This is a genomic window from Ideonella alba, assembly GCF_018069845.1.
Lineage (GTDB): Bacteria > Pseudomonadota > Gammaproteobacteria > Burkholderiales > Burkholderiaceae_C > Ideonella > Ideonella alba.
Window position 1 is genome coordinate 1 of the sequence record NZ_JAGQDD010000032.1, and the last position, 21,978, is coordinate 21,978.

Consider the following 21,978-nt stretch of genomic DNA (forward strand, 5'->3'; position numbering starts at 1 on the left):
GGCGCTGAACATGAGGACCCCCGCTGAGGCTTATGCAATAGCGGCTTGAGCTGAGCAGGTTCTGCTGGGTCGATACATGGACGCACATCGCAAAGGTCGCCCTCAATCCTGAACGCGACTGCTTAGTCTCAGCGGTCGCGCACCAGCGAGATATTCAGCCAATGGCTGAATGACTGAGGCGACAAGTAGCTTGACGCGCACCGGATTGGGCCAGGTACTGCGCCGGCCGCCAACGACGCAGCAGAAGGACATCTGCTGCCAATACCCGTGCTTTGCGTTGCATCTCCCTCGACCCGTGAGTTGCGACCATCCCAACGTTCCCGCGCAGCAAACCGCATCGATCTGGCTCACACGATCCGAAGATGCAGGGCTATTGATGGAGCTTGGCGATCAGTCCTGCGTGCATCGACCTCGCCCCTGAGAACTTCTCTCGTCCATGCATGACGAAATAGTTGTCTGCGAGAAGGATGTCTCCGGGAAGCATCTCGACGGCGCGCTCCGACCTCTTCAAGGCTGTCCAGATCGACAGGAGAGCTTCACGAGGGATGGGACCACCGTCCGCATATGTCACTCGATTCAGATGATCCTTGTCGCCCCGGTCGACCAGCCTTTGAATGTACCGCTCCTGCTGCTTTCGCTGGTCGTGCTTAGCCCACTGAAGCATGCAATCGGGGGAATAGTAGTGAGCCTGGTTGAACCAGACCTCACTGCCGGTCTCAGGATGACGCCTGAAGGCCGAAGTCACCCCATGGCGCAAGTGCATCGTGCCGTCGTCGCACCAGGATGCGCTCCAGCCTCGACGGCTAGCGATGTCGAAGGCCGACGACCGTTCCTCGGTCTCGAAGACGTCCTGCCAAGGCCGCGACACGCCCGACGCAAGGTACATGGAACCCCGGGATGGCAACGCACGGGTGATGGCTATGTTTCGATCTCGAAACGATTCGATTACCGGCTGCGGCAGCAGACGAACGACGTCTCTCGCGTCGGCCAGGAGGCTGCACCCCCCAGCGTCGGCCGCGCGCTCACAGTAAAAGCCGATTCCCTCCGGCGCTACCGGCAAATAGGACATTTCCTGGTGAAGGGCGATGCTGTACTCGCCAGAGAGTTCAGTGGCGGAGTACGTGCGACTTCCAAGCCTTCTGCGGGGTGTGCTGCCGCCAACGTAGTCATGCATTGGCGTACCGATTGCAGCCAGGGCGATCGAAAAAGCTTCGGCCCCGAGGGTTCCCGCGAACCCGCGTAACAACACGCTTCCATGGGATCGCATCCGAGTAAGTATCGCAGAGGTGTTCTCGCACAGCCATTCTTCGAACTCTTCATGGCATCGCGGCGGTGTGCCTTCATTGGCGCAAAGCGCCGTCGGCGCGCCACTGTACGGTCTGCTCCATCCCAATCCTATATCCATCGCTGGCGCTCCCTCGGTTCCACTCAATATGAGAGCGGGAAGTCTAGTTCATGCGACGCGCTTTACTTGAAGCGTGCCAGAAAGCTGCTGCTCGTTGGCGCGAGGGCATAACGTGCGGGATCTGCGCTTCAACGTATACTAAAGTGAATAAGGCGGCTCATCGAAGGGCCACCAACTCAGGGAGCCTAGATGCACACTCGATGGGCGATCGATCGCTGGGATAGCGATTACCTTAGTCGTCGGGCCAACCGCGTCCTTGCGTTCGTCTTACGGGCGCCGCGCTCAATGCGTTGGCCAATCTTCTGTGTTCCTATCGGGCTTCACAGCCGTCTTCGGCTGAATCCGTAGTCCGCGCTCTTCCGGTGCCCGATCCGCGTCGAGACCGCCTTAGGTGACTGCCCAACTGTAAGTCCATGGACGTGGAGCGGCGGGCCTTGAGAACTCCGGGAATCGTTTCAAGGCTCGGCATTGACAGTGACCCCTTCAACAGGACTACATAACGTGCACGGCGACGCCTTTCCCGCTTCCTTTGGTCAAAGCCGCATGTGGTTCCTAGACCGCTTCGAAGCAACGGCTGGCTTGTACAACTTGCCGACAGTATGGCGCCTGCTGGGTGCGCTCGACATCGCGGCGCTCGAAGACGCCTTTAACGATGTCTTGGCTCGCCACGAAGCATTGAGGACGGTGTTCGTCGAAGAGGATGGCCGGTTGTTGCAGGTCATACGACCAGCCAGTCGTCAAGCGCTCAAGATCGAAGCTTGCACCGAATCGGCACTGGCACCGCGGATCCGAGCAGAAGCCGGAGCTGCATTTGACCTGACTCGCGACACGCTAATCCGTGCGCGGGTGCTGCGGATTGCGGAAGACGACCATGTTCTTTGCCTCACGTTGCACCATATCGCCGCGGATGGCTGGTCTCAGGAGATCGTGCTAAAGGAGCTCTGCCTCGGGTACGAAGCCCGCAAGCATGGGCGGCCCGCAGAGTTGAGCGATCTCGCGATTCAGTATGCGGACTTCGCGATGTGGCAGCGTGCATGGCTGCAGCGCGAGGAACTCTCTCGGCACATGGACTACTGGAAGCGGTATCTCAAGGATGCGCCCCGCCTGATCGAATTGCCACTGGACCGACCACGCCCGGCCACGAGAACCCAAGCTGTGGGTGTCGTGGATCTCAAGGTAGGCCAGTCGCTTGCGAACGACATCCACGCGCTGGCGAGAAGTCTGAATTCGACGCCGTTCATGGTGCTGGCGGCCGCCTTTTCGCTGGTCCTCTCGCGCCACGCGGGACAAGACGACGTGTGCGTCGGGTACCCGGTGGCCAATCGGGGGCGGGCACAGGTCGAAGGCGTGGTGGGTCTGTTTGTCAACACGTTGGTTCTGCGTACCACGATCGATCTGAGCGCCACCGTCAGCGACCTTATCGCGCAGACGCGTGAATCAATCCTTGGCGCTGATGCGCACCAAGACCTGCCGTTCGAGAAGCTAGTGGATGAGTTGAAGCCTCGTCGAGCGCTCGACCACACGCCGCTCTTTCAAGTGATGATCACCTTCCAAGCTCCGTCTGCCGACTCCACACGAGGCGGGATCCATTTGGTCGGTATCTCAGCGCACAACCTGCCTGTCGAGTCCACCGGCGCGAAGTTCGACCTGACCCTCGAAATCGTGGCGGGGAAGAACGGCCTGAGCTGCGCCCTTGAGTACGACGCACACCTGTTCGACCGCCGGACCGTAGAGAGGATGGCCGGTCACTGGATCCAGGCGCTCGAAGGGATGACGCGCGCGCCAGACTCTCGGCTCAAGGATATCCAGCTGATGACCGCCCGGGAGTGTGAGCAGGTCATGAATCAGTGGAACGTCGGGAGCCAAGTCGGACAGGAGTCATGGCACCCCTACGCGCATGAAATGTTCGGGCAGATGGCGGCTCGATATCCTGCGCAACCCGCCCTGCTTTTCGAGGACGAACGCCTCAGCTATGGTGAATTGGATGCGCGCGCCAATCAGCTCGCGCATCATTTGCGCGCAAACGGCGTGTGCAGTGGTGCGGTGGTTGTTATCCTGCTCGAGAGATCCGCCTCGCTCATCGTCTCGATCCTGGCTGTTCTGAAGGCAGGAGGCGCGTACCTACCGATCGACATCGAGGCACCGATTTCCCGAAAGATTTCGCTGCTGTCCGATGCGCGGGCATGTGTTGCAATTGCCGACGAGATCATCGGTAAGGTTCCGGGGCTGCGCTGGATACTGCTCGGTCGCGACCGAACGCGCATCGAGGCGATGCCTGTAACTTCGCCGAAGGTCCCTCTCAAGCCCGCAGACCTCGCCTACTGCCTGTACACGTCCGGCTCGACGGGGCAGCCGAAGGGCGTGTGCATTCCTCATGGCGCGCTGTCCGCGTTCCTCAACACCACGCAGGCACAGCTCGGGATACCGCCGGGCAGCACCGTAGCTGCCATTGCTCCGGTGACCTTCGATCTTTCGGGATTCGAGATCCATGGGGCGCTCAGCGTCGGTGCAACAGTGGTACTTGCCAGTCGCGAAGACGCTCTGGACCCGAATCGCCTTGCAGACCTCATCGAGCGCCACAGCGTCCGGTCAATGCTTGCGACGCCAACGACGTGGCGCCTGCTCAGACAACTGCCGCGCAAGTTGTCGCTCGGGTTGGCTCTATCTTGCGGAGAAGCGCTGGATGACGATCTGGCGCAGTATCTCGCCTCCATCGCGGACCAAGCCTGGAATCTCTACGGACCAACGGAAACCACAATCTGGTCACTCGGCGGGCCGCTGCTCAAGTCCGGCCCGGTTACGATCGGCGGCCCCACTGCGCAGACCCGCGTGTGCGTGCTCGACGAGAACTTGTCACCCGTGCCGGTGGGCGTCGCGGGGGAACTGTACATCGGGGGCCTCTCCCTGGCGCGCGGCTATCTGGGCAGGACGGACCTGACCGCCGAGCGATTCATCCCCGATCCGTTCGGACCACAGGGAAGCCGGATGTACAAGACGGGCGATCGCGTGCGTTGGCGGAGCGACGGAAAAATTCAATACCTGGGACGCAACGACGACCAGGTCAAACTTCGCGGATTTCGCATCGAACTTGGTGAAGTCGAGCATGCCTTGCTGCGGGATCCGCTGATAACTCAGGCAGGTGTCTTCCTGCAGGAAGGCGAGGACGGTAGTCATCTGGTGGCTTGCGTCGTTCCGAAGAAGGGAGCCGGCGACGGATCGGTGGTTGCGGTACGCGACCGCATGCGCGCCGCGTTGCCGTACTACATGGTCCCCAGCGTGTGGGTCGTGTTGGACCGGTTGCCGTTGAACCGGAGCGGCAAGCTCGACCGGGCGGCGCTTTCGCAAACAACGGGCAAGGTGAGCCAGGTTTGCACATCCCAGCCCCCGAAGAGCCACAACGAGCTCAAGATGGCGCAGTTGTGGGAAGCTGCTCTCGGGCGGCCCGTCGTCGACGTCTCGGACGACTTCTTCCAACTCGGTGGAAACTCTATGCAAGCCGTCCGACTGGGCGGGCTGGTATCGCGCGCGTTCGAAGTCGAGGTGAAGACGGTGGACGTCTTCCGCCATCCGAGCCTCGCTTCGCTGCTGCTGCTGGTCTACGACCGGCGTATGGCCACGCGAACACTGCTAGACGACACGCTGCGCAAGGGCAAGGGACTCCGGTGCACCTCGGCGAGCACGCCGAATCTTTCATTCGAATCAGATCTGCCCCTTGCAGGTCCCACGGCCGTGTTGCTGCCGGGGGGCGGCGGGCTGGGGATGGCGATGAACCCTCTTGGGCGGGAACTGCTGCGTCATCAATTTAAGGTCGCGTATCTGCACTACAACGGCGTGGAAGTCGGCGACGCGGTCGAAGACGACCTCGAGCAGATGTGCAAGTGCTACGGCGACCAGGTCGCAAGGCTTGGTGCGGGCCCTCTTGTCTTGGTTGGCTATTGTCTAGGTGGAATGTTGGCGGCACGGCTGACCCGCTACTTGGCCGATACACACGGGATCGGCGTGCCACTGACAGTCGCTCTTGACTGCTCCTTCGACGAAACCGGCCTGGACAGCGACCGCACCCAACGTTACCGCAGCGGCCACTATGCCGCGCTGTGCCGACGCTATGCCAGCCGCACGGATTCCTTCTATGCCAAGGCGTTCCACGGCCTTGACAATCACGAGTGTGCGGAAAAAGCGGTCGCGGCGATGAACTTTGCTTCGTTGGAAGACCGTGTGCAGTGGCGAGACTTCTTGGTACGGCACTGGGAAGTGACCGCGGCGCATCTTCGAGCCTCGTCGCGCTATGCCAACCAGGTCCGTTCGTTGTGCCAATTGCCGGCAAGGCCCCGCGAGCCCGCAGCCTGCTTCGGCACACTCCTGTCTATCGAGGCGAACCAGTCGATGGCGGAAGCATTGGACAAGAAATACTGGCAGGCGCAGGGGTTCCGGGAAGTGTGTCGCAGGACGGTGCAAGGTGACCACAATTCCTTTCTTGAGAATCGAGCGGACGAGATCGCAAGCACCATCGCTGCACTAAACGCTGCTTCGGTCGCGCCTTCAGCTTTCGAACGGGAGTAAGCATGACGTTTTCCAACGGCATTCCTTCTCGACGCATCGATTTGGCGTTCGAGCACTTTGGTAGTGCCACTCCGGACCGCCCGGCGCTGACGTTCTTGGATCAAACCTGGACCTACGCCGAACTCGCCTTTCAGGTACGTAACATTGCCTGCCGCCTGGCTGCTGAGGGCGTCAGCGAAGGCGAATTGGTCGCGATTCATCTCGAACGTTCGTTCGATCTCGTGGTGGCCATCCTTGCAGTGGCTCGCTGCAATGCCTGCTACGTTCCCCTAGATCACACGCTGCCCGAATCTCGCATCAGGAAGATCCTGCAGGACAGCTGCTGTCGGATGCTGATCACCACGAAGGCGGTACGAAGTGTTCTCGGTCATTGCGTGCCCGATGAGACCGGGTTGCTCATTGTGGATGAGTCGGTCGCCTCATGCGTCGCGCAGCTCCCGGATATCTCGCTGGATCCCTATGGGCCCGCATACTGCATCTACACGTCGGGGTCCACTGGCGAGCCGAAGGGCGCCCTTAATACACGCGCCGGGCTCGAGAACCGGATCGGCTGGATGCGCGACAGCTACGGCGTGACCGGAAGCGACGTCATCTTACAGAAGACGCCCGCGACCTTCGACGTCTCGGTCTGGGAGTTCTTCTTGCCCTTCTCGGTCGGCGGCCACCTGGTCGTCGCTGCTCCTAACGGACATCGGAACCCGCGCTACCTGTCGCAGCTCATCAAAGAGCGGGGCGTCACGGTCGCTCACTTCGTGCCCACGATGCTGAGAGCCTTTCTCGCCCACGTGGACGTGAGCGAGTGCAAGAGCCTGAGGCACATCTTCTGCAGCGGAGAGTCGCTGCCACCCGATACGGTTGAACGCTTCTTCGGGCTGTTCGATGTTTGTCGTCTGCACAACCTGTACGGCCCGACAGAAGCCTCTATCGACGTCACTGCCCATGAATGCACGCACGACGACGCGATGCGCGATCGCGTCCCCATCGGGCGCGCCATTCCGCACGTGTGCGTGGACGTGCGCGATCCTGCGTCTTTGAAGCCAGTAGCTGACGGCACCGACGGGGAGATCTGCATTTCCGGTGTCGCCGTGGCGACAGGCTACCTTGGGCAGCCGGAACAGACGGCGCAGCGGTTCATACACGACGTGCCGGGAGTGCCTGGGACACTGTATCGGACCGGCGATCGAGGCTGCGTGCTGCCCTGCGGCGAGATCGAGTTCCGGGGGCGCTTTGACCTTCAGGCCAAGGTCAACGGCAATCGCGTCGAACTCGAAGAGATTGAAACCTGCATCCGTGGAGTTCACGGCGTCGTTGACTGCGGTGTCTTCGTCGAGCGGTCAGATGCGGATTTGGCGAAGCTGGTCGCTTGCGTCGTGCTGGAGCGTCCAGTTGAAGGGGTCGACGAATCGCGCTTGTTGGCGCGCGCCACGGCCCTGCTTCCCTCGCACGCAGTGCCGCACCGCGTGGTGATCGTCGAAGAAATGCCACTCGGAAGGTCGGGCAAGCTCGCACGTGAACACTTGGCAGATTACGCGGCGCGGGCTACCTCCGCTGGGTCCGCCGCTGGCCGGTCGCTGGCAGAGGCCGTCACCGCGGCATGGCAAGAAGCGTTTCCAGGCCCGCGCTCGATGAAGGCGAGCTTCCATTCGTTAGGCGGCAATTCGCTTGCCGCAGTCCGGCTGTGCGCCCGAATCGAGGAGCTTTGCGGGATGCGCGTCTGCGTTTCAGAGGTGTTCGCCCATCCCACGGTCGAAGGCCTTCTGTCTCGCATCGAGTGCCGCAAGGAAGACCTGACGCAGGCCCCCCCCGACTTGCCGGCGTTTGTTTGATGGACATGCGATGCTCGGCAACCCGCTCCCGTTGAACGCTCCGCTGCAAGTGGAAGGCCATGGGGGACCCGCACTGGGCGTGGTCGGCGGTATGGGGCCGCTTGCAGCCGTGAAGTTTCTCGAGCACCTTCTTCACGCCACGCCTGTAGAGTGCGAGCGCGACCACATTCGGGTACTGCTGGACAACGATCCGCGGATCCCTGATCGGCAGGCCGCGTATCGGGGTCGTGGCGTTTCGCCGGCCCCGGCCATTCGCCGCGCCATCGAGGCGCTTGCTCGGCAAGGAGCAATCGCCGTAGCGGTGCCTTGCAATGCTGCTCATCACTTCAGAGCCGAAATAGCGCATGAGCTGCCGGTGCCGTGGCTGAACATGATCGAAATGGTTGGAAAGGCAATTGTGCAACGGGCGTCGCGGCCGTTGGTACTAGGCGCGCCCATCACGGTAACCGAGAGGCTGTACAGCGAGTATCTACCGGGCTCCATCTATCCCACGCCGGAGCTAAGTGAAGCGATTTACGATGTAATCGATCGTCTGAAGCTGTGCACCGTCAACGAACCGGCGACGCAATATTCGCTGTCGACAAGGCTTCGCGATCTATTGCACAACCAAGACTGCGACGCCGTGCTGCTGTCATGCTCGGAGTTGACCTTGCTTGGAGAGATTCCTGGAATTGAAGTACCCATCTTCGACAGTTCACGCGAATACGCCAGACTTGTGGCTTCTGCAATGTCTTGTCTTGCGAAGGAACGGACGGACTGCTGAGAGGCGAAGTCTCGCTATCATTCTCGCGGTGCGTCGTGCCAATGGGCGTACCTAAGCGACCAAATCAAGGGAGGATTGGCAATGGCGCTGCTCGCCCCGTCGGACAACTTGTATTGCGGTGACGACCCGTATCCGCGATATCGACAACTGCGTCGGAAGGGCCCCATCCACTGGACGGACGAACTGTTCGGTGGGGCATGGGTACTGACGACCTTCGAGGGGGTTCAGTCTGCCCTTAAGGATCCTCGCCTGTCGGCCCATCGCACAGGCGGCTGGGTCATGCGGCAGTCTCTGCGCGGCAGCGAGGAAAGGCGCCGCCTGATCGACATGCAGCGGCTGTTCGCGCGGGCCATGCTTTTCGTCGACAAGCCGACCCACCCTCGGTTGAGGCAGGCGATGCAGGCGGGCTTTCGACCCGCGTCTATCCAGAAGCTGCAGGGCTTCGTCGTCGAAGCCGTGGGCGAACTGATGGACGAAATCGAGGCGAGTTGCGCGGCCACTGAGCCTTTCGATTTCATCGAAGGATTTGCCCGTTTGCTACCGGCGCGCGTGATCTCCCGCTTTCTCGGGTTCCGCACCGTCGATCAGGCGCAGTTCCTCGCGTGGTCCACGGACATCGCCGCGTTTCTGGGATCCGTCTTGCCGACGGCCTCGGAAATCATGGCCGGTCGCGACAGTATGCTCGCTATGAGCGAATACATCGATCGTTGCATGTCCAGCGGCGACGTGCACGATGATGATCTTCTGGGCATACTGATGCATGCTCAACGGCGTGGCGAGATCGAAGGCGGCGCGGAGATGCTCGCTCAATGCGCGATGGTTCTGTTTGCCGGACATGAGACGACACGACACCTTCTGGGCACTGCGGTCTACTGGCTACTTGCCGACCGACGCCGATGGACATCCCTCGACGACCCGGCGCGACTTCCGGCTGCGGTGCGAGAATTGCTCCGGTGGGACAGTCCGGTCCAATATACCGGGCGGCGAGCGAACTGTGCCTTCAAACTATTCGGTCAGGACATCCGGCGCGGCGACCTCGTTCTGCCGCTTATCGGCTCAGCCAATCGCGATCCGCTTCGCTATCCGGATCCAGAGCAGATCGACCTGAATCGACCGGTCGGAATCCCGCTGTCGTTTGGCACGGGTCCGCATGTGTGCATCGGCGCAACACTAACGCTGATGGAGGCGGAGTGTGCCATCGGCGCGCTGGTACGGCGATGGCCCCAGGCTTGTCTGGCCGATGAACCTCAGCAGTGGATTGACATGCCGCTGTATCGAGGGCTTCGGAAGCTGAAGGTCAACAGGACCCCATCGCGAGACTCGTCGTCATAGACCGATTCCGTCCCACATGCACATCACACATCGCTCTACACATTAAGGAGTGAAGCTTTGCAAAGTGCTTACTACGACGCCATGGCTCCCTTTAGCCACCTGCTGTTCGCCAACTGGGATCGATTCCAGACCTGGCAATTGGAGAAGCTGTCGAGTCATCTGCCGAAGCCCAGTCCCGATGTACGAATCATTGATTTCGCCTGCGACATCGGGACCCAACTGGTGCCTCTGGCGCAAGCCGGATTCACTGTTTCGGGAATCGACTCTTCAGCGCTTTGTGTGCAGAGGTGCAGGCGCGAACTCGGCGCCCGCGAGCTGAGGGCCGATGTGCATCACTGTGATTTTGTCCAAGAGCCAGATGACATGCGATGGGCGAGTGAGGCATTCGACGTTGCCCTTCTGATGGACAACTACATCTTCCACGCCGCCGATGACGACGAAGTGTTCACTGCGCTTCGTTGCATACGAAACAGCCTGAAGCCGGGCGGTGTGGCACTTGTTGCCTTCCGCGCCTACGACGACGCGAACGCGCGGCCGACAGTGACGGTACCGACGTTCTATGCTGAGGAATCATCGCGACGATTCGTTCACCAAGTCTGGGACTGGCAGGACGAGTCCTGCTACGACTTCCACTTGTACCTCAATGTTCAAGACAGCGAGGGAACGTGGGCGGCGCTCCACTTTGTGGGTCGCTACCGTCCTGTGCCGCACGACCGTCTCGCGCAGATTGCGCGCGCTGCAGGCTTCCGATCAGTTGAGCTCATCGAGCCCGAGCGAACGCAGTATCACCGATGGCTATTGAAGGCGCAGGCCTGAAGCTGTACGTCGATACAAACCTGCCCAAAACAAGGAGTTCGTGTGCCCAAGCTGATCAATATCATTCGCAGGAGCGAAAACCGCAGGCTGGTGACGTTTCGCAATATCGCCTACCTTGAGTCCAATGCGGCGCTCATCAGGCACCCGCAAGGACAGCTGTTGTTCGACGTGACGACCTCGACTTCGTTCGAACTCACGGTTGAAGACGCTGAACTCGTGGAGCGCTACGCCGAAACCCGAGACGCGGCAGACCTGTTGCGCAGCCCCACGGTCAGCCATCTGGTCAGCGAAGGCAAGCTGTTCGGCAATGACGCCCATCGCAAGGCTCACCGCAAGAGCGATCGCATGCGACTCCAGGATGTCGTGGTCCAGATCGCCTATGGGTGCAATCTCAAGTGCACATACTGCTATGCCGACGAGGGAGAGTACGGCGGGGGCGAGCAGATCATGATGAGCGTGGAGACCGCCGAGCGTGTGGTCGACTTTGCGTTCGAGCATCGTGGCTCGTCGAGCCTGGGATTCGCCATTCTCGGCGGAGAACCGTTGCTCAATCGTCCTTGCCTCGAGCACCTAGTACACTATGCCGCCGAGCGAGGTCGACGCGAGGGCGTTGAAGTGGAATTCTCTATCACCACCAATGGAATCGGCATAAATCAGGATTGGTTGGACTTCTTCGACAAGTACAAGATCGCCGTCCGACTGAGCATGGACGGTACCAAGGACATCAACGACCGCTATCGAGTCAACAGCAAGGGCGGGGGCACGTACGACGCGGTGAACTTCAAATATGGAAAGGCGTTGAAGGAGAGTCCGGTCAAGTTCCAAGTCCGCGCCTCCTACTTCGGCGAGCATGGCGACCGTCTCACGGACCAGGCCAAGACTATGGTGGAGGAGCTCGGCTACGACAACATAAAAATGGACTTCATCTGGGGCATCGACGGGACGGTCGGCGAAGTCACGCAGGACAACCTCGATCTCACCCTCAACGGCATCGACCATCTCAGCCGGTGGTTCGAGCAACAGGTCCTTGAAAACGGGTTCGATTGGCGGAGATTCAATCCCTACTCCAAATACATGGGTCGACTGGTGCAGAAGCCCGTTGCAACCAATATATATCTCGAGGAGAACAAGGGCGACCTCGTCGCGGGTGGATCGATCCTCGAAAACAGTGGCGTTGAATGCGGGGCGGGAATCAACGTCGTCTCGATCTCGGCGGCCGGCGACATCTATACGTGCCACCGCACTGAGGGAAATCCGAGATTCAAGATGGGAGATGTCCGGCGCGGGGTCGATCAGTCGTTCATCGACTATTGGAGCAGCAACTGGCGACTCACCAATCCCGATGCGGACTGCTCGAAGTGCTGGGCCCGCTTTGTCTGCCTGGGCGGATGCCCTGCATTCGGCGTATACAAGCACGACGATCCCATGCAGAACGATCGAATCCGCTGTCAGCTTCGACGCCAGTTCATCGCGAGCTCCATAATCCTCCACGAGAAAATCAAGAAGCTGAATCCCTCCGAGCTTTCCACCGTCGCCGCATGATCACCTTGGGTATCGCTGGCTTGGCTCACGACGCCGCCGCCGCGGTGGTGGAAGATGGAAGGGTCCGGTTCGCGCTGGAAGAGGAACGCGTCACTCGCAGGAAGAACCAGTGGGGCTTCCCATTTGAATCCTGCAGGGCGGCACTAGCGATGTGCGGGCTTACACCTCGAGATATCGACCGGGTCGCCTTCTACTGGGACGATCGCGCTGCGTTGATTCCTGCAGTGCTATCCGAGTTGCGCGGCGCGCTGGATGTCCGGCGGCCAACGCTGGCGCGAATAGTCCGCAGGTGGAAAGCCGTGGGATCGAACCGACTGGTTCGACAGGCCTTGCAGGAGATATGGAAGAACGGGGCGCTGCCCCCGATCGACTTTGTCGACCATCACCTCGCGCACGCCCTGTATGCGCATCGCTCCAGCGGCTTCGAGCGTGCGCTGTCTGTAGTAATCGATGGTCGCGGTGAGTATGCGAGTCTGACCGTTTATCGCTGCGATGCAGACCGCGTCAGTTGTATTCAGCGGGTGGCGATGCCCTCCTCGCTGGGCTTCGTGTACGGTGCCGTTACCCAGCATCTCGGCTTTCATCCCGCAGCCGACGAGTACCGCGTCATGGGGCTGGCGTCCTTTGGCCAACAGGACAGTGCCCTTGATCGATTCTTCGCCGCGCTCCTTCCGATCACCCCGAACGGGTTCAAGGTCAATCTGCACTACACGCGGTATCAGCATGCCGAGTCGACCGACCGGCGCTGGTTGAGCGAGGCTGTAGACACGGTCCTCGGTCCGCCGCGCCACCGAGACGGCCCGATCGAGTCTCGACACGCAGACATCGCGCGTGCCCTGCAATCGCGATACGAGGAAGTTGTCCTCCGGATTCTGTCCGGGCTGGCTCGACAGGACCCCGGATTGCCGCTAACACTCTCGGGTGGCTGCGCCATGAACTCAGTCTGCAATGGCCGCATCTTCAGGGAGTCGGGATTTCGGGATTTCTTCGTACCGCCCGCTCCGGGAGACCAGGGCGCCGCGATAGGTGCAGCCTTCCGCGGTTTCTCGTTTCGAGAAACAGCAAGGCACGTCGAGTTCAACCGGCGTGCCCAGGTCGGGCCGAGGTACACGCGTGAAGAGGTCGAGCATGCGGTACAGGCTCGTGGATTAAGTCCTGAGCAGAACAAAGACCCTCGCGCGAGGGTCATCGACCTGCTCTGTCAAGGCAAAGTCGGCGCCGTGTTCTACGGTGCACTTGAATTCGGTCCGCGCGCGCTAGGCGGAAGAAGCATATTAGCCGATGCCCGTCGTGCGGACATGAAGGACCGAGTCAATTCGAAGGTGAAATTTCGCGAACAGTTCCGGCCATTCGCAGCTGCGATTCTCCGTGAGAGAACACGTGAGTACACTGGGCATGATTTCCGTTCAGACTATATGAACCTGGTGATGCCCCTACTTTCAAGCAAGCGCGCGGTTGTGCCAGCAGTCGTGCACGAGGACGGAAGCTGCCGCTTCCAGACCGTGTGCGATCTCAGCGACTCTGTACTGCGAGACCTTCTGAGAAGATTCGATGAAAGAACGGGCGTTCCGATGCTTCTCAACACGTCGTTCAATGTCAACGGCGAGCCCATCGTGATGAGTCCGGCCGATGCGATCAATTGCTATCTCGGGACGGATATCGACTTTCTGCTGATGGAAGACGTGCTGCTGTGCAAAGCAGCAGCTTTGGAGAGCCAATGTTGAAGTTGGTCGAAGAGGACAACGTGCCCGCCTTCCACGATCTCGACAATGCGGGTCGCATGATAGATCGAGCACTGGCAACGCTGGGACGAACGACGCTCGTCACTCAGATAAAGCGCCTGATGTGGTTGGAGCCCTTGGTCGGTGTGCCGGTGTATGCAAAGCTGGAGTTTCAGCAGATCTCAGGCTCCTTCAAGTTCCGCGGTGCATGGAATGCCTTGACGCAGCGAACACGGCCTGACGTGGTGGCGGCGAGTGCTGGCAACCATGGACTGGCCATAGCTACGGCAGCGCGCATGATGAACCTTCCAGCTCGTATCGTGCTGCCTGTGGGAGCCAGCCGGTTGAAGCGCAGCAAGTTGGTCTTCGAGGAGGCGCAACTCCTCGAGCACGGCGATTCGCTGGAGGCAGCGGGCGCCCATGCGCGCCATCTATCGATTCGACATGGATGGGACTACATTTCGCCGTTTGCAGATCGACGCGTGATTGCCGGTGGGGCAACGGTCCTCGTCGAAGCGCTCTCCCAACTTACGGAGCAACCGGCGGCGGTCTACGTGCCGGTGGGCGGGGGCGGGCTCTTGTCCGGTTGTACGTGGGCGCGTCGGTACCTCCAAGGGAGTTTCAGCATCATCGGTGCCGAACCTGAGAACTACGCGTCGGTGCAAGCCAGTCTCCACTCGGGCAAGCCAGTTCGAGTTCTCAACCAGCCGACGTTCGCCGACGGCCTGGCAGTTCAGTTGTCCGAGGAGGAATCGACCCTGTCTTCCCTCGCCGATGCCCCCGAGGCCATGCTGGTTTGCTCCGAAGAAGAGATTGCCGCAGCGACAGTAAGCTTGCTTCAGAACGAAAGTTGGCTCGTTGAGCCGTCCGGCGCAATTGCGGTGGCTGCACTTGTGCAGCACGCTCACCGGGCCAGTTTGCGTGGGCCGGCACTCCTCCTGCTCACGGGAGGCAATGTCCAGAAGGCGACGCTCAACCGCCTGCTGGCCTTCCCGTTCACCAACCGTACTCCGCTTTCTCGGTTCTTGGGCCTCATTGGAGAATCTCCAGACGAGCGCAAGGAACCGCGACGCTTCCAGTACAGATCAGACGGATACAGTCCCGAAATGCCGAAACCGTCGCTCGTTCAAGAAAACGAGCGGCCCGATCCCTCCGTAGATGCGCCGACCCCCGTTCATCTGGATGTGGCGCGACGCGATTGGACAGTCCGTCATCGCGAGGCAAGCCAATCTATCGATGAATACCGCCGGTATTGTGAGTCGCTTGAAATTGCGCTCTCACCTCGAGTGCTCCAAATGGCCGATCACGTTCTGGCGATCGCTTCGCCTCAACATGAAGAGCCGCCCGGCAACGACTTTACGGCCAAGTCTCACCTTCGGGCGATGAACATCCTCTGCTCGGCTGTCACGCGTATGTTTGATTGGCGATCCCCAGCGTACGATCAGTCTCTCGTTCCGCAATTCCTGGAGTTGCGCAGCCAAGAGAACAGCGACGTCAACTACGACCGCTACGGCAGCCCTGCGGTGACGAGGATTGAGTCACAACTGCGCGAGGTGTTTCGAGTCGGGCGGGAGGATGTCGCCTGCACAGTGACCTCATCCGGGATGGCAGCATACGGGCTCATTGAATCCTATTTGCTTCGCCGACACTGGCGGCACGGCGCCCAGGTGGCCAAAGCGCCCTATGTCTACTTCGAAGCTTCTGAGCAACTGGAGTCCTTACCCTGTGTCAGGGTGGATCGGCTGGGATCATACGATGCCGATGAAGTGGCGGCGGCTGTCGTGGCTGGCGGACACGACTCCTTGTTCATCGATCCGGTTGCCAACAATGTTGAGCTGCGTGTCTGCGACGTCGCGAAGCTTGCACGAACGCTCGCTCGGAGCATCGATCGGCCTTTCTTCCTGGTCGTCGACGGAACCATGGCATCGGCGCAGCTCCCGACGCACCTGTTCACCGACGAGATCCTGTCCAATGCAAATCTAGAGATCCTTTATTACGAGAGCGCATCAAAGTACCTGCAACTGGGCTTTGAATACACGCTTGCCGGCGTCGTCGTCCACCGCGCGTCGCTGCGCCCGTACATGGAGCGCCTTCGAAGGAATATCGGCGCGATCCTCTACTCGCCGGACGCAGCCCTATTTCCGAACTACGACTCCAGGGCATACGAGGACCAGCTTTCTCGCATCGGTGCCAATTGCGCGCGACTTGCGCACGGTTTGGCCTCCATGCCCTTGATCGATCGACTTCTCAGGGTCCATTCTCCTGCACTGCCCGGTCACGTGGACCGCTCCGCTGCGTGCACCCTCAACTTCACTGGCGGTTGCCTTTGCCTTCAGTTCCGCGAAGAAGGACTCAATGCACCCGACCAACTCAATGCGTTCATCGCGCTGGTCCTCGAAGAAGCGCGTGTAGCCGCCGTGCCCCTCGTGAAGGGAGTGAGTTTCGGTTTTGCCACCTCGCGCATTTCAGCTGCGGCAGCGATCGCCGATTCCGAACGTCCATTCCTACGCGTGTACACCGGTCTGCTGCCGGCGGCGGGCGTCGATCGATTGGCTGTGGCCTTCGTTCGTGCCCTGAATCGTTTCACGAACACGAACAGCGACCCGCTCGAATGACTCCCGAACCGCTCTTCTGCTATCCAGCTTTGGACAATGAGAGGTACCTAACCCATCTTCGGGCGGTATTCGAGGACAGTGTACAGAGCACCGAGTACGCGCGCGAGCTATCGCCATTGCAGACCGTTCAGCACGCGGAGAGGGCGGTCGTGACGCGCCTTGGGATCTTGCGCCGGGTCTATGCGGGCGAATATTTCACGGACAGCTTCGATATTGCGCGCCTAGCACAACGGGTCAAGGAGTCGCGCGAGTTCATTTGGTTCTGGGGCCGCTCGGCGATCGTGGAAGCGTGGTGCAACGGGATCCCCGACACTCCTTCGAGTTGTGACATGGGTACGGTCAGCGTCATCGACTCAAGCGAAGAGTTTGGGCCCGGCATGGGCGAAATCTGCCGTTCTGGATCCATGTCCGCAGTTCACCTGAAGCCGTACGCGGTCAAGCGCATCATCGACTTCTTGTCGAAAAAGATTCCTGCGTTGCACGAGGCATTCCATACTCTGCTTCTCGTGCCGCGGGTGCGCGCTGCAGGAGATGGTATCCGCGGAGGCAAGTCGGTCAACACGATTCACAGAAAATACATCCGCTCGCGCTTCTGGGGCTTCGCTCCCTGGTATGTGATGCAAGGCGGGTTTCTTGAGTGCCTTGAATACCGCGAGGTGAATCGCGATCGGGATGACCTGCTTCGGGGCCTGTTGGCTTTCCCGACGATCCATCTGCTTGACGCTGACGATCGGCGTTTCGTCGAATCGCTTTTCATGTTGAACCTTCCTCAGCATGCGAAAGCCCTGGGTTTCGAAGTCCCGCTTCCAAGCGTTGGGACGGAGGCGCGCTTCGAGTTGGTCTGCCAGGCGGGAGAGGCCATCAGGCAGTACAACCATCGGGCGTTTTCAGTCGCATCCAGGTTGGACGGGAGCACGGGCTTCACTCTCGACCAGCTTGAAGCGAGCATCGCCGAAACCTCTTGCACGGTGGTCCATCTAGATATCTCTCGACCGGACAGCCTGGAAGCTCAGCGGGCGTTGATCGAAAGGGGCTATCGGCTCACCTGCGTTCGACCACCCCGCGCATTCATCGGCGAAGCGTCGACCCCGAGCGGCGGCATGCCGTGCTACGGGAGTTGGGCCAAACCGAACCTTCGCTGGCAGATTGCTGCGCCTCACTATGCCCTGCGCGATACGACGCAAGAGTACGAGCAGGAGGTCGTTCTGCACCTGCGGCGAATGCTAGACAACTGGATGAGGGCCTCGTGAAGCCTGCTGGCTTGCCTTCGTGGCTGGTTCGCCTGGGGCTGGTCAACATAGCCGGCATGGTCGGAGCTGTCCTGGCGGGTACGCCGGAGGGCTGGCTGGCGCTCGCTTTGTTCGACGTTTGGTTTCTTTCGGAGTTGCGGCTGGAAGTTCGCAGCGGTACCTCGAGTGGCGCGGAAGAGGATCGAGGGTCCCGAATGGTGCTGACGGTCATCCGCGACGTCAGCTTGCTCGCGCCTGTATGGTGGGCCACGCAGCAAGGTCCGGCCGTTGTCCGTCCTGCGACCATGATCGTGGGCCTTCTCGCCTTTGCCTTGGGCCTGGGCATCCGGCTCGGGGCAATGCGTTGCCTCGGATCGCACTTCACAATGGCGTTGACCCGCCAGGCGCATCACACACTGTTGACCGAGGGCCTATACCGCCGCATGCGTCATCCAGGCTACCTCGGGTTGATTCTCATCTATGGCAGCTTTTCGTTCGTGTGCGGCCTGAGCGATGTCGGAGTTGTCGTGGCGTTGGTATCGCTTGCCGGGATGCTGTATCGCATCCGCCTAGAAGAGCGCCTGCTTTTGCACACATTCGGGGGACGCTACGTCGACTACCGGCGCCGGACATGGGCGCTGTTTCCTCGATTCGGCAGCGAGGACGTCAAGCTGTGAAAGGGTCGATTCACTTTCCATGCACCGGGGGGCAGCGCCGCCTTTGGGGTCTGTCAGGGCGAAATCCTGGCGAATGGCAGGACAACTTGACCACGGTTTATGACATCCAAGGCGCGATCGACACTGTGCTTCTCGAGCGCGCACTGCATGTCGTGCGGTCGCGTCACGAGGCGTTGCGCACGTCGATCCGTATGCGCGGGATCGATCTCGTGCAGGTTGTTCATCCGGCGCGCTACAGACCTCTTCGCGCAACTCTGGTGGACCGCCACGAGCTTGACGCTCATGGAGGCATCTCCGGATATGTCGCACGCCGTATCGAGCGACCCTTCTTTCTCTCGAGCGGTCCGCTGTGGCGATTCGAACTGCTACACCTCGGGTCGGACCGAAGTTTGTTCATCGTGTGCTCGCACCACATCGTGTCAGACGGCATTTCGATGGAAATCGTGTGGCACGAGGTCGTCATCGCCTACAACGAATTGCTGGCTAGAGCCTGCCTGCCAGTCACATCGAGACGCAAGTCCTTTGGCGACTTCGCCCAGTGGCTGAGCAACTGGACCATGCAGTCCCACTTCACGGCCCCCTTCGTTCGCTATTGGACCCCAGTGCTGGCTGGGCCCGCTTGGCCACACCTACGATGGCACGATGGCTGTCGGGCATCTTCCTTCCGGGGGAAGGCACTGCGGGGGCATCTCCCGGACGCGTGCTATCGCGCCTCCCGACTTGCACGAGAGAGGTTTGGAGTGACCGACTATGTCGTGGCTCTGGCGGCCTATCTCGTCACGGTCCATCTTCACAGCGGTGAGACGGACCTGGCGCTGATCTCGCCGTTCTCCGGGCGGCGTGCCCCGGGGCTGCAGGACGTCGTCGGCAGGCTGATGACGGGACACGTCATTCGGTACCGCTTCGAGCCTACCTGCAGTGCAGGGGCGCTTCTAAGCGCGCTTGCATCCCACGTGGCAGCGACGCTGGACTATCAGGATCTCCCGTTCGAGTGGTTGAGCGATGAGTTTGAACTTGCAGCGCGCCAGCCGGTGGACCAGATTAGGTTTGCGCTGGAAGACTTCAGCGGGGCTGTGTCCTCTTTGGGCGGCGCGCGTGTCAATGCGCTCGAGTACGGCTCACATTCCGGCCCGAAGCGGGACTTGAACCTGTATGTACGTGTTTACCAGAACCACTGGAACTTGGTTGTTCAATTCAATCAAGACGTGCTGAGCGAGGACTCGGTCGCTCGGCTGATGCAGACGTTCTGCGCAGCGCTCTTGGCTTGTGCTGCGGATGACGACACGTCCGTTGCACAGCGTACTGCCACGTTGGAGACGGCCGCAGAGGGCCGCGTCCAATGGAAGGACCAGCAAGAAAGACTCATTGAAATGTCTTCCTTTGAGGAACTCAAGATATGACAGCGCCGCACGCAAGTCTCGCCCTCCCTGGGATGGATGCACACATGGAAAACTTCGATCGCAACACCCGCAATCGCTTGGCTGGGTCAGCAAGCCAAACCAATATGGTTCACTTGACCCCTGAAGAAAGACGGAATGAATGTCTTTCCGACGAGCATTTGCAGCTGGCCACCCTATTGCTGATGTGTAACGGCTTCGTGATTCTGAGGGGGGCGATGCCATCAGCCCTGGTTGACGATATGAAACGGGAATACGACGCAATCATTCACGACTGCGAATCGAGTCTTCCAGGAAAATCTCTGGAAAAAATCCCGTGGCAGTCCGTAGGAAATACGATATTCTGGATTGCCAACGCACGGCTACGAGCGTTTATCAGAATGAAGGGCTCATTTTCAAATTATCTTGTTGTCGCGAACCCATTCGCGGTTGCAATCCTCGAGAACGTGCTTGGCGCTAACTTTTTTTGCAATTCAGTTTCCAGCGACACCTGCCTGGCCGGTTCGTCCTTTCAATCGCCTCATCGCGATATCGGTTTTTATCCGAACGGCCAGACGCGCGGGACCATCGTCAACGTGCCGTTGATGCATTGCGGGCTCCACAACGGGCCCCTGGAAATCTGGCCGGGTGGAAGCCACCTGTGGAAGCGGGAAACTTTCGCAATGTTCGACATGCGCGCCTTCGATCAGGACGTGGCCAACCCGCCAATGGAACTGTTCGCACGCCGCCTCCCTTCCGTGAAAGTCGAGTTAGAACCTGGCGATCTGCTGCTGCGCGATCCGGGGGCATTGCATCGCGGCACGCCAAATCCCACCCGCGAGCCCCGCATCATGTTGACAATCGGATACTTCCGAGAGGGAGAAAAATATCCGTTTGGCGACCCTGCGTACAACCTCGATCACGATATCTTTGAAAGCCTGCATCCGCACGTGCGAAAACTGATGGAGTTTCGATATCGATCTCGAACCAACTATCCCGCGCTGTACGGATGAATCTCGGAGCTGCGCAATGATGTTGAATAACCCCGCCCATCTTGGCCACGACGAGCTTGCGGCTGCGTCGTATCGGCCCACCTTAGTGTTGGAGCTAGGGGAACGCTGGAGCCGTGAACGGCTAGAAGCTCTGCTGGCAACGCTCGCTAGGGAGCGTGACGTCGGCAAACGAATGGAACTCGCGTGCCGTGAACTAGTGGGCACGCCCTTTCTTGCGGAATCCAAACTCCCTCTGCTGCCCGACGGTTGTCTAAGGTTTCGGCTCGAAACGATGGACTGTTGCACCGCGATCTACAACCTGATCGCATTGGTGCACTCGCGGGACATCAATGTCCTAGGCCAGTCTCTGGCCTCCATCCGGTATGCCGACGGCGCGCTGAAGAACCACCCGGCGACTGGCACCTTTCTCGGATTCGCCTCCGAGGTGCTCTTCGGCCGCGCAGTCGCCAAGGGATTCGTTTCCAATGTGACGGCGGAAGTCGCATGTGGCGTCGAGCTCCAATCAGTTCGGCTGAACCTCCAGCCCCACAGGAGGCCGCATTTTCTCGACGCCAACGAGACCATCGTGCTACCACGATATGCCAGTGGCTCTCAGGAGTTTCTGTATATAAGCGTCGAGAGCTTTAGCGGCATTGATTGGAGTCGGTTGCGGACGGGGGACATTGTGCTCTTCACACGCGGCGCACGCCTCAAGGACGGTTCGCCCAATTTCGATTTCGTAAACCACCTCGGCATTGCCTCATGCGAGCCAGACAAGATCGCGCTGCTACATTCGACGCGTCACTTCACGGTTGCACCGTCGCGTCCGGGGACCGGCGTCTTCTATGATGACGCATGCAGGCGGGAGCAAATCGGATTCGGGTATGCGGGGCTATTTCTAGGCGAGGAGCATGCCATTGACATCGATGGTGACCGCATCTATGGATACGATTCCAGCAGGAAGCGATCACTAGTTGACTATGCTCAGTCAAATTTCGCTGGAATTGCGGTGCTCCGGTGCGGGCTGCCTGCTGCATGCCCGTAGGCGGTAGACCCCTCAGATTAGATGGAAGAGTTGACCTGCCCCCCACCCTCCGTACCAATCAGAAGTAGCAAGGGGTCCG

Annotated in this window: 14 protein-coding genes; 13 read left to right on the plus strand and 1 reads right to left on the minus strand. The window is 60.1% G+C overall.

Annotated elements, in window-relative coordinates; genetic code table 11:
• Positions 1-370 precede the first annotated feature (370 nt).
• The gene (locus KAK03_RS23970) at positions 371-1,405 is read right to left on the minus strand and encodes a TauD/TfdA family dioxygenase (protein WP_256441172.1); all 1,035 of its coding nucleotides are present in this window, start codon (positions 1,403-1,405) and stop codon (positions 371-373) included.
• Between the two features lie 501 nt (positions 1,406-1,906).
• Between KAK03_RS23970 and KAK03_RS23975 the strand changes: the two genes are divergently transcribed.
• From KAK03_RS23975 to KAK03_RS24035, 13 genes are all read left to right on the plus strand, one after another.
• A complete protein-coding gene (locus KAK03_RS23975; protein WP_210857211.1) occupies positions 1,907-5,965 on the plus strand; it encodes a non-ribosomal peptide synthetase in 4,059 nt (1,352 codons plus the stop codon).
• A 2-nt stretch (positions 5,966-5,967) separates the two neighbouring features.
• The gene (locus KAK03_RS23980; protein WP_210857212.1) at positions 5,968-7,791 is read left to right on the plus strand and encodes an amino acid adenylation domain-containing protein; all 1,824 of its coding nucleotides are present in this window, start codon (positions 5,968-5,970) and stop codon (positions 7,789-7,791) included.
• A 10-nt stretch (positions 7,792-7,801) separates the two neighbouring features.
• Positions 7,802-8,554 (plus strand): aspartate/glutamate racemase family protein, encoded by a 753-nt coding sequence (locus KAK03_RS23985; protein ID WP_210857213.1) that lies wholly within the window; start codon positions 7,802-7,804, stop codon positions 8,552-8,554.
• A gap of 81 nt (positions 8,555-8,635) precedes the next feature.
• Positions 8,636-9,886 carry a cytochrome P450 gene (locus KAK03_RS23990; RefSeq protein WP_247661396.1) on the plus strand — a complete coding sequence of 417 codons (1,251 nt, stop codon included), beginning with the start codon at positions 8,636-8,638 and terminating at the stop codon, positions 9,884-9,886.
• Positions 9,887-9,943: 57 nt separating this feature from the next.
• Entirely contained in the window at positions 9,944-10,702 is a 759-nt protein-coding gene (locus KAK03_RS23995; RefSeq protein WP_210857214.1) for a class I SAM-dependent methyltransferase, read from the plus strand.
• A gap of 42 nt (positions 10,703-10,744) precedes the next feature.
• Entirely contained in the window at positions 10,745-12,244 is a 1,500-nt protein-coding gene (locus tag KAK03_RS24000; RefSeq protein WP_210857215.1) for a radical SAM/SPASM domain-containing protein, read from the plus strand.
• The gene (locus KAK03_RS24005; protein ID WP_210857216.1) at positions 12,241-13,968 is read left to right on the plus strand and encodes a carbamoyltransferase family protein; all 1,728 of its coding nucleotides are present in this window, start codon (positions 12,241-12,243) and stop codon (positions 13,966-13,968) included. The genes KAK03_RS24000 and KAK03_RS24005 overlap by 4 nt, the downstream gene beginning before the upstream one ends.
• Positions 13,962-16,580, plus strand: coding sequence for a pyridoxal-phosphate dependent enzyme (locus KAK03_RS24010; protein ID WP_210857217.1), 2,619 nt, complete (start codon positions 13,962-13,964; stop codon positions 16,578-16,580). The genes KAK03_RS24005 and KAK03_RS24010 overlap by 7 nt, the downstream gene beginning before the upstream one ends.
• 149 nt (positions 16,581-16,729) lie before the next feature.
• The gene (locus KAK03_RS24015) at positions 16,730-17,830 is read left to right on the plus strand and encodes a hypothetical protein (RefSeq protein ID WP_210857218.1); all 1,101 of its coding nucleotides are present in this window, start codon (positions 16,730-16,732) and stop codon (positions 17,828-17,830) included.
• An 11-nt stretch (positions 17,831-17,841) separates the two neighbouring features.
• Positions 17,842-18,486 (plus strand): methyltransferase family protein, encoded by a 645-nt coding sequence (locus KAK03_RS24020; RefSeq protein WP_210857219.1) that lies wholly within the window; start codon positions 17,842-17,844, stop codon positions 18,484-18,486.
• Positions 18,441-19,886 (plus strand): condensation domain-containing protein, encoded by a 1,446-nt coding sequence (locus tag KAK03_RS24025; protein WP_210857220.1) that lies wholly within the window; start codon positions 18,441-18,443, stop codon positions 19,884-19,886. Before KAK03_RS24020 ends, KAK03_RS24025 begins: the two co-directional genes overlap by 46 nt.
• A gap of 44 nt (positions 19,887-19,930) precedes the next feature.
• Complete coding sequence (locus tag KAK03_RS24030; RefSeq protein WP_210857221.1) at positions 19,931-20,875, plus strand: phytanoyl-CoA dioxygenase family protein; 945 nt, start codon at positions 19,931-19,933, stop codon at positions 20,873-20,875.
• Positions 20,876-20,891: 16 nt separating this feature from the next.
• Positions 20,892-21,899 (plus strand): N-acetylmuramoyl-L-alanine amidase-like domain-containing protein, encoded by a 1,008-nt coding sequence (locus KAK03_RS24035; RefSeq protein WP_210857222.1) that lies wholly within the window; start codon positions 20,892-20,894, stop codon positions 21,897-21,899.
• Positions 21,900-21,978 lie beyond the last annotated feature (79 nt).